Genomic DNA, 6799 nt, shown 5'->3' on the forward strand with positions numbered 1-6799 from the left:
AATGACCGAACTGAAGAACGATCGTTATCTGCGTGCGCTGCTGCGCCAGCCCGTTGATGTCACCCCGGTGTGGATGATGCGCCAGGCGGGGCGCTATCTGCCAGAGTACAAAGCCACGCGTGCGCAGGCGGGTGATTTTATGTCGCTGTGCAAAAATGCCGAGCTGGCCTGCGAAGTGACGCTCCAGCCGCTGCGCCGCTACCCGCTGGATGCCGCTATTCTCTTTTCGGACATTCTGACCATTCCGGATGCCATGGGCCTTGGGCTCTATTTCGAAACCGGTGAAGGTCCGCGTTTCACCTCCCCGATCAAAAGCAAAGCCGACGTTGATAAGCTGCCGGTACCGGATCCTGAGCAGGAGCTGGGGTATGTGATGAACGCCGTGCGCACAATTCGCCGTGAACTGAAAGGCGAAGTGCCGCTGATTGGCTTCTCAGGCAGCCCGTGGACGCTGGCGACCTATATGGTGGAAGGTGGCAGCAGCAAAGCCTTTACCGTCATTAAAAAGATGATGTACGCGGAGCCACAGGCGCTGCATACGCTGCTCGACAAGCTGGCGAAGAGCGTCACACTCTATCTTAACGCGCAGATTAAAGCAGGCGCGCAGTCGGTGATGATTTTCGATACCTGGGGCGGCGTGCTGACCGGGCGCGATTACCAGCAGTTCTCGCTGTATTACATGCATAAAATCGTCGATGGCCTGCTGCGTGAAAACGAAGGTCGCCGGGTGCCGGTGACGCTGTTCACCAAAGGCGGCGGGCAGTGGCTGGAAGCCATGGCCGCAACCGGCTGTGACGCGTTGGGTCTCGACTGGACAACCGATATTGCCGATGCGCGCCGTCGCGTGGGTGACAAAGTGGCGCTGCAGGGCAACATGGACCCGTCTATGCTCTATGCTCAGCCTGCCCGTATTGAGGAAGAGGTGGCCTCCATTCTCGCTGGTTTCGGCCAGGGCGAAGGACACGTGTTCAACCTCGGGCACGGTATTCATCAGGATGTACCGCCAGAACACGCTGGCGCGTTTGTGGAGGCGGTGCACCGACTTTCTGCACATTATCATCAGTAAGGAGTGGTTATGGATCTCGCGTCATTACGCGCTCAACAGATAGAACTGGCCTCATCTGTGATCCGTGAGGATCGTCTGGACACAGACCCGCCGCAGTACATTGGCGGAGCAGATGTGGGGTTTGAGCAGGGAGGTGAAGTGACGCGGGCGGCAATGGTGCTGCTGAAGTATCCCTCGCTGGAACTGGTGGAGTACAAGGTGGCGCGTATCGCCACCACCATGCCGTACATTCCTGGCTTTCTCTCATTCCGTGAATATCCCGCGCTGCTGGCAGCGTGGGAGCAACTCTCGCAAAAACCCGACCTGCTGTTTGTCGACGGCCATGGTATCTCTCATCCGCGCCGCTTAGGCGTCGCCAGCCATTTTGGGCTGCTGGTGGATGTCCCCACCATCGGTGTGGCTAAAAAACGTCTGTGCGGTGCGTTTGAGCCGCTCTCCGCCGAGCCAGGCGCGCTGGCACCTCTCATTGATAAGGGTGAGCAACTGGCGTGGGTCTGGCGCAGTAAAGCGCGTTGTAACCCCCTGTTTATCGCCACCGGGCATCGGGTGAGCACGGACAGTGCGCTGGCGTGGGTGCAGCGCTGCATGAAAGGGTATCGCTTACCGGAGCCCACCCGCTGGGCTGATGCGGTAGCGTCAGGGCGTCCGGCTTTTACGCGTTGGCAAGAAATTCAGTGATGATTCAGGTAAACTGCGGCTAATTTTCGATTCGAGACCTCATCATGCTACAAAACCCGATTCATCTGCGCCTTGAGAAGCTGGAAAGCTGGCAGCACGTGACTTTTATGGCTTGCCTGTGCGAGCGCATGTATCCCAACTATGCCGCGTTCTGCAAGCAGACAGGCTTTGGTGAAGGGCAGATTTATCGCCGCATCCTGGATTTAATCTGGGAGACGCTGACGGTCAAAGACGCTAAGGTGAACTTCGACTCTCAGCTTGAAAAGCTTGAAGAGGCGATCCCGGCGGCGGATGACTACGACCTGTATGGTGTTTATCCGGCCATTGATGCCTGCGTGGCATTAAGTGAACTGATTCATTCCCGTCTGAGCGGTGAAACGCTGGAGCATGCTATCGAAGTCAGCAAGGCATCCATTACGACCGTCGCGATGCTGGAAATGACCCAGGAAGGTCGGGAAATGACCGACGAAGAGCTGCGAGTGAACCCCGCTGTTGAGCAGGAATGGGATATCCAGTGGGAAATTTTCCGCCTGCTGGCAGAGTGTGAAGAACGCGATATTGAGCTGATAAAAGGGCTCCGTGCGGACTTACGTGAGGCTGGTGAGAGCAATATTGGTATAATTTTTAACCAATGAGACAACAAAACTTGATATAACGCTCGTTTTGTCGCTCCTCGACTCTTCCCTTTCGCCCCTTGTCTGGTCTACATTTGGGGGGCGAAAAAAAGTGGCTATCGGTGCGTGTATGCAGGAGAGTGCTTTTTTGGCATTTTCGTCGCACTCGATGCTTAGCAAGCGATAAACACATTGAAAGGATAACTTATGAACAAGACTCAACTGATTGATGTAATTGCGGACAAGGCTGATCTGTCTAAAGTGCAGGCTAAAGCTGCTCTGGAATCTACCCTGGCTGCTATTACTGAGTCTCTGAAAGAAGGTGATGCTGTACAACTGGTTGGTTTCGGTACCTTCAAAGTGAACCACCGCGCTGAGCGTACTGGCCGCAACCCGCAGACCGGTAAAGAAATCAAAATCGCCGCAGCTAACGTGCCGGCATTTGTTTCTGGTAAAGCACTGAAAGACGCTGTTAAGTAAGACGCGTGGCAGTGAACAGTTTTAACGAAGGGGCGGCAACGCCCCTTTTGTCTGTCTGGCGTGGTCTCTTCGCGCTGGCGGGCGTGATGTTTCTGTCCGCCTGTAGCCACGACACCTCTCTGCCACCGTTTACCGCCAGCGGCTACGCTGACAACCAGGGTGCGGTGAGGATCTGGCGCAAAGATTCTGGCGGCGAAGTGCATCTGCTTTCTGCTTTCAGTCCGTGGCATAACGGCAATACGTCGACCGCGGAGTATCGCTGGCAGGGCGATGACCTGTCGCTGATAGAACTGAATGTCTACAGCAAGACCCCCGAACATGTGAAAGTGCGTTTTGATGACCATGGCGAGCTGAGCTTTATGCAGCGGGAAGTCAGCGGTCAAAAACAGCAGCTTTCCAGCGATCAAGTCGCACTCTATCGTTATCGTGCCGAACAAATCCGCCAGACCAGCGATGCGCTGCGTCAGGGACGCGTTGTGCTGCGCCAGGGGCGCTGGCATGCTAATGGCACGGTAACAACCTGCGAAGGGCAAACCGTTAAGCCTGAGCTTGAAGCCTGGGCAACCGAACATATTGAGCGCCGTCAGCGGCATTCATCAATGGAAGTGAGTGTGGCGTGGCTGGAAGCGCCGGAAGGTTCTCAACTGCTGCTGGTCGCGAACGAAGACTTCTGCACCTGGCAGCCGACAGAAAAGAGTTTTTGAGTGACGTCCCCTCTCCCTGACGGGAGAGGGGCTGGCTGAAGAATTACTCGCCCTGCTCACGCGCAATTGCGCGATAGCCGATATCCTGGCGGCTAAAGCTACCGTTCCAGTGAATATCTGCCATCAGCGCATAGGCACGCTTCTGTGCTTCTGCAACGGTGTGACCCAGCGCGGTCGCACACAGTACACGGCCGCCATTGGTCAGCACGCGATCGTCGTCAGACAGCTTCGTGCCGGCGTGGAATACCTTCGCGCCTTCCACTTCTTCCAGCGGTAAACCGTGGATCTCATCACCGGTATTGTAATTACCCGGATAACCCCCCGCAGCAATCACCACGCCCAGAGAAGCACGTTCATCCCACTCAGACGTTTTCTCATCCAGCTTACCTTCACAGGCGGCAAGACACAGTTCCACCAGGTCAGATTTCATGCGCAGCATGATTGGCTGTGTTTCCGGATCGCCGAAGCGGCAGTTGAACTCAATCACCTTCGGATTGCCCTGTTTGTCGATCATCAGGCCTGCATAGAGGAAACCGGTGTAAGTATTACCTTCAGCAGCCATGCCTTTGACGGTTGGCCAGATAATGCGGTCCATGGTGCGCTGATGCACTTCGTCAGTGACCACAGGGGCAGGGGAGTAAGCGCCCATACCGCCGGTGTTCGGCCCGGTATCTGCATTGCCAACGCGTTTATGATCCTGGCTGGTGGCCATCGGCAGAACATGCTCGCCGTCGACCATCACGATAAAGCTCGCCTCTTCACCGTCAAGGAACTCTTCAATCACGATGCGATGGCCCGCATCGCCAAAGGCGTTGCCTGCCAGCATATCCTGAACCGCGGCTTCGGCTTCCTCGAGCGTCATCGCCACGATAACGCCTTTACCGGCGGCCAGACCGTCGGCTTTGATAACGATAGGCGCACCTTTTTCACGTAAGTAAGCCAGGGCTGGCTCTACTTCGGTGAAGTTCTGATATTCCGCCGTCGGGATGTTATGACGTGCGAGGAAATCTTTGGTGAAGGCTTTCGAACCTTCCAGCTGTGCAGCCCCTTCCGTTGGGCCGAAGATTTGCAGGCCAGCAGCCCGGAAGGCGTCAACGACGCCAATCACCAGCGGCGCTTCCGGACCCACGATGGTCAAATCGATTTTCTCCTGCTGAGCAAAGCTCAACAGGGCCGGGATATCGGTCACGCCGATAGCGACGTTCTGTAACGTGGGTTCCAGCGCAGTACCGGCATTACCCGGTGCCACAAAGACGGTTTTCACCTGCGGCGACTGAGCCGCTTTCCACGCCAGAGCATGCTCGCGCCCACCATTACCAATGACTAATACTTTCATTTTCTGCTCCGTGGATTAATGGCGGAAGTGACGCATGTCGGTGAAGATCATCGCAATGCCGTGTTCGTCAGCAGCGGCAATGACTTCGTCGTCACGGATTGAGCCGCCAGGCTGGATAACACAGGTAATGCCCACTGCCGCAGCAGCGTCGATACCGTCACGGAACGGGAAGAAGGCGTCAGAGGCCATTGCCGAGCCTTTCACTTCCAGACCTTCATCAGCCGCTTTGATACCGGCAATTTTCGCGGAGTAAACGCGGCTCATCTGGCCTGCGCCTATTCCGATGGTCATGTTCTCTTTTGCATAGACAATCGCGTTGGATTTCACGAACTTCGCAACCTTCCAGCAGAACAGCGCGTCACGCAGTTCCTGCTCGGTAGGCTGGCGTTTCGTCACGACGCGCAGATCGCCCGCGGTGACCATGCCCAGATCGCGATCCTGAACCAGCAGACCGCCGTTCACGCGTTTGAAGTCCAGACCCGGTACGCGCTCAGCCCACTGGCCACACACCAGTACGCGCACGTTCTGTTTTGCCGCGGTGATTTTCAGGGCTTCGTCGGATGCAGAAGGAGCGATGATCACTTCGACAAACTGACGGGAGATGATGGCCTGTGCTGTGTCAGCGTCCAGCTCGCGGTTGAAGGCGATAATGCCGCCGAATGCGGAGGTTGGGTCGGTTTTATACGCGCGATCATAAGCGTCGAGAATGGAGGTGCTTACCGCTACGCCACATGGGTTCGCGTGCTTCACGATTACGCAGGCGGGTTCACTGAACGCTTTCACGCACTCGAGCGCTGCATCGGTGTCAGCGATGTTGTTATAGGAGAGTGCCTTGCCCTGAACCTGCTGTGCGGTCGCAACAGAGGCTTCTTTTACCGCTTCTTCTATATAGAAGGCAGCCTGCTGGTGGCTGTTCTCTCCGTAACGCATATCCTGCTTCTTAATGAAGTTCAGGTTCAGCGTACGCGGGAAGCGGCCGGAAGGTTCAGTGCTTTCGCCATGATAAGCAGGCACCAGGCTACCGAAGTAGTTGGCGATCATGCTGTCGTACGCGGCGGTGTGCTCGAATGCTTTGATGGCGAGGTCGAAACGCGTCTCCAGCGTCAGCGACCCTTCGTTGGCATCCATCTCATTAATAATGGTGTTGTAGTCGCTGCTCTTCACCACGATGGCAACATCTTTATGGTTCTTAGCCGCTGAGCGCACCATGGTTGGGCCGCCGATATCAATGTTTTCGACGGCGTCTTCCAGAGAGCAGCCTTCGCGGGCAACGGTCTGTGCAAACGGGTAGAGGTTAACGACGACCATGTCGATTGGCGCGATATCATGCTTTTCCATAATGCCGTCGTCCTGGCCGCGACGACCAAGAATACCGCCGTGGACCTTCGGGTGCAGGGTCTTGACGCGTCCATCCATCATTTCCGGAAAACCGGTGTAATCGGACACTTCGGTTACCGGCAGACCTTTCTCTGCTAACAGGCGAGCGGTACCACCTGTAGAAAGCAGCTCCACACCGCGTGCAGAAAGTGCCTGAGCGAATTCGACGATACCGGCTTTATCAGAAACACTGAGCAGAGCGCGGCGGACTGGACGACGTTGTTGCATGGTAAATCCCCTGGATTTCACGATTACAGAGAGCGTTAGATGAATTTTCCAGCGAAAAACTCATCTAACACACCTGACGAGGCATCCTTGTTAAGCGCGAGCATTTTAACGAAAACGTTTGCGCAACGCTCGCGAATTTTCACTTTTTCGTATCTCTGTGGATAAGTCTGTGTGTAAAAGGGTATAAGGCGGGGTTTTGCTGGGGAATGCAGCAGTCAGTCATTTTTCTGTCATTTAGCGGTTGCGGCCTGCAGAGAACTCCCTATAATGCGCCTCCATCGACACGGCAGATGTGAATCACTTCACAGTTAACCCG

7 protein-coding genes are annotated in these 6799 nt (G+C 55.7%); 5 read left to right on the plus strand and 2 right to left on the minus strand.

Going from position 1 to position 6799, the window contains the following annotated elements:
* Nucleotide 1: 1 nt before the first annotated feature.
* From hemE to ACMVME_RS22515, 5 genes are all read left to right on the plus strand, one after another.
* A complete protein-coding gene (hemE, locus tag ACMVME_RS22495; protein WP_020882986.1) occupies nt 2-1066 on the plus strand; it encodes a uroporphyrinogen decarboxylase in 1065 nt (354 codons plus the stop codon).
* A gap of 9 nt (nt 1067-1075) precedes the next feature.
* A complete protein-coding gene (nfi, locus tag ACMVME_RS22500) occupies nt 1076-1744 on the plus strand; it encodes a deoxyribonuclease V (RefSeq protein WP_025206412.1) in 669 nt (222 codons plus the stop codon).
* 44 nt (nt 1745-1788) lie between these two features.
* A complete protein-coding gene (locus ACMVME_RS22505) occupies nt 1789-2379 on the plus strand; it encodes a YjaG family protein (RefSeq protein ID WP_014168169.1) in 591 nt (196 codons plus the stop codon).
* Nucleotides 2380-2565: 186 nt separating this feature from the next.
* Nucleotides 2566-2838, plus strand: a complete 273-nt coding sequence (gene hupA / locus ACMVME_RS22510) for a nucleoid-associated protein HU-alpha (protein WP_002445246.1) — start codon at nt 2566-2568, stop codon at nt 2836-2838.
* Between the two features lie 11 nt (nt 2839-2849).
* On the plus strand, nt 2850-3542 hold the full coding sequence (locus ACMVME_RS22515) for a DUF1481 domain-containing protein (protein ID WP_025206411.1): 693 nt from the start codon (nt 2850-2852) through the stop codon (nt 3540-3542).
* A 43-nt stretch (nt 3543-3585) separates the two neighbouring features.
* Here the strand turns inward: ACMVME_RS22515 and purD are convergent, their stop codons facing one another.
* Together purD and purH are read right to left on the minus strand one after the other, a co-directional pair.
* Nucleotides 3586-4878, minus strand: a complete 1293-nt coding sequence (gene purD, locus ACMVME_RS22520; protein ID WP_020882989.1) for a phosphoribosylamine--glycine ligase — start codon at nt 4876-4878, stop codon at nt 3586-3588.
* Between the two features lie 15 nt (nt 4879-4893).
* A complete protein-coding gene (gene purH, locus ACMVME_RS22525) occupies nt 4894-6483 on the minus strand; it encodes a bifunctional phosphoribosylaminoimidazolecarboxamide formyltransferase/IMP cyclohydrolase (protein ID WP_251859154.1) in 1590 nt (529 codons plus the stop codon).
* Nucleotides 6484-6799: the final 316 nt, after the last annotated feature.

This window comes from Enterobacter cloacae complex sp. 2024EL-00711, from assembly GCF_047529885.1.
GTDB classification, from domain to species: domain Bacteria; phylum Pseudomonadota; class Gammaproteobacteria; order Enterobacterales; family Enterobacteriaceae; genus Enterobacter; species Enterobacter ludwigii.

What these genes read in the sequence shown, in the direction of transcription:
- hemE (WP_020882986.1), top strand. Translation starts at nt 2, where the DNA reads ATGACCGAACTGAAGAACGATCGTTATCTGCGTGCGCTGCTGCGCCAG.
- nfi (WP_025206412.1), top strand. Translation starts at nt 1,076, where the DNA reads ATGGATCTCGCGTCATTACGCGCTCAACAGATAGAACTGGCCTCATCT.
- ACMVME_RS22505 (WP_014168169.1), top strand. Translation starts at nt 1,789, where the DNA reads ATGCTACAAAACCCGATTCATCTGCGCCTTGAGAAGCTGGAAAGCTGG.
- hupA (WP_002445246.1), top strand. Translation starts at nt 2,566, where the DNA reads ATGAACAAGACTCAACTGATTGATGTAATTGCGGACAAGGCTGATCTG.
- purD (WP_020882989.1), bottom strand. Translation starts at nt 4,878, where the DNA reads ATGAAAGTATTAGTCATTGGTAATGGTGGGCGCGAGCATGCTCTGGCG.
- purH (WP_251859154.1), bottom strand. Translation starts at nt 6,483, where the DNA reads ATGCAACAACGTCGTCCAGTCCGCCGCGCTCTGCTCAGTGTTTCTGAT.